Source organism: Mycobacterium alsense, assembly GCF_002086635.1.
In the GTDB taxonomy this organism is placed as follows: Bacteria; Actinomycetota; Actinomycetes; order Mycobacteriales; family Mycobacteriaceae; genus Mycobacterium; species Mycobacterium alsense.
The window spans coordinates 1-1,413 of the sequence record NZ_MVHD01000122.1 but is presented as its reverse complement, the minus strand read 5'-3'; the positions used below and the strand labels follow the sequence as shown (position 1 = coordinate 1,413).

Genomic DNA, 1,413 nt, shown 5'->3' with positions numbered 1-1,413 from the left:
TACTACAGCCGGAGATCGCTGTCATTGTTGTTGATGGTGTTTGCGATGGTGGCACGCGCGGGCTCTGGCCTGGTGTTTTCGGCGTCAGGTGGACCATGCCAGCACGTCGGCGACAGCGTGCAAGGGCCGTAGCAGCAGTGCGTCGAAAAGTCGACGGAACTCGTTGACAGTCAAGACAATCAGTGTCGTTGCGGTGGTATCGGCGTGGCGTTGCGCGGCGGTGGCCACGACGAGAAATGCGTGAGCGAGCATGGCCAGGGTGACCCAGCGGTGCCAGGAGGTCCAGCGCCGCACCTGATGCTCATCGAGCCCAGCCAGTTCCTTGCCGGTTTGAAACGACTCCTCCACCTTCCAGCGCCACCCGGCTACCCGCACATAGTCGGCCAGGGTCGCCGGTGTGGGGCTGTAGCAGTGGTAATAGGCCAGCTCGCCGGTCTTGTCGTTGCGGCGCACCAGCAGGTGATGCTGGGCGTCGCTGTCGCTGGTCTGGATGAGTGCCCAGGAATACCAGCGCTGCCCCTTGGCGCCGGTGCCCGCCGAGCGGCGCTGCCAGGCCCGCTGCGGCAGCGAGGTGGCCAGCGCATCAACCCGTTCGGTGCCCGCGGCGGTGCGCACTGTGCGGTTGGAGCCGATGCCCAGCACATAGCCGATGCCTCGCTGCTGCAGCCTCTGGCGCAGCTCGGGATCGGCGCCGTAGACCTCATCACCTGTCGCCCAGCCCGCCGGCACGTCCGCGTCGAGGGCGGCGGTGATCATCTGCGCGGCCAGGGTCGGTTTGGTGGCGAACTCGACATCGTCGGGTACTCCGGCGGTCGCACGGCGCTCCCTGTCATCACACCAGTCTTTCGGCAGATACAGTCTGCGGTCAATGAGTGTGTGTCCGGCCGGGGCGGCATATGCCAAATACACTGCCACTTGCGAGTTTTCGATCCGCCCCGCGGTGCCGCTGTATTGGCGTTGCACTCCCACCGTGTTGGTGCCTTTCTTCAGATCACCCGTTTCGTCAACGACGAGCACCGCACCGGGATCACCCAGATGATCGCTGACGTAGCCAAGCAGATCGTCGAGCACTCCGTCGGTGTCCCACTTGGCGCGAGCCAGCAGATGCTGCAACCGATCCGGGCTGGGGTGACCGACACGCTCGGCCAGCGTCCAACAGTTTTTGCGCCCCAGCTCCGAGACCAGCCCCAACATCAACGCCCCAGCGTTGCGCAGCGTCTCGCACCGGGAAAACCGCGACGCGACACGATCGAGGACCTCATCAAACCCTGCTCGCCAGCGATCAAGGTCTACGCTATGAGCCGCGGCGGCCGCGGCTAATTCAGGTGTCTTCACAAACTCCGAACAATGCCGCGGCCACCGCCTCAACCAGCGCAGACACACCGCACCGCACAATCTACGGCTGTAGTACTA

At 64.6% G+C, this 1,413-nt stretch carries 1 protein-coding gene; it reads right to left on the bottom strand.

Annotated features, from left to right (window positions below; all coding sequences use genetic code 11):
- Positions 1-84 precede the first annotated feature (84 nt).
- Positions 85-1,335 (bottom strand): IS701 family transposase, encoded by a 1,251-nt coding sequence (locus BST11_RS26755; protein WP_372509601.1) that lies wholly within the window; start codon positions 1,333-1,335, stop codon positions 85-87.
- Between the last annotated feature and the right edge of the window lie 78 nt (positions 1,336-1,413).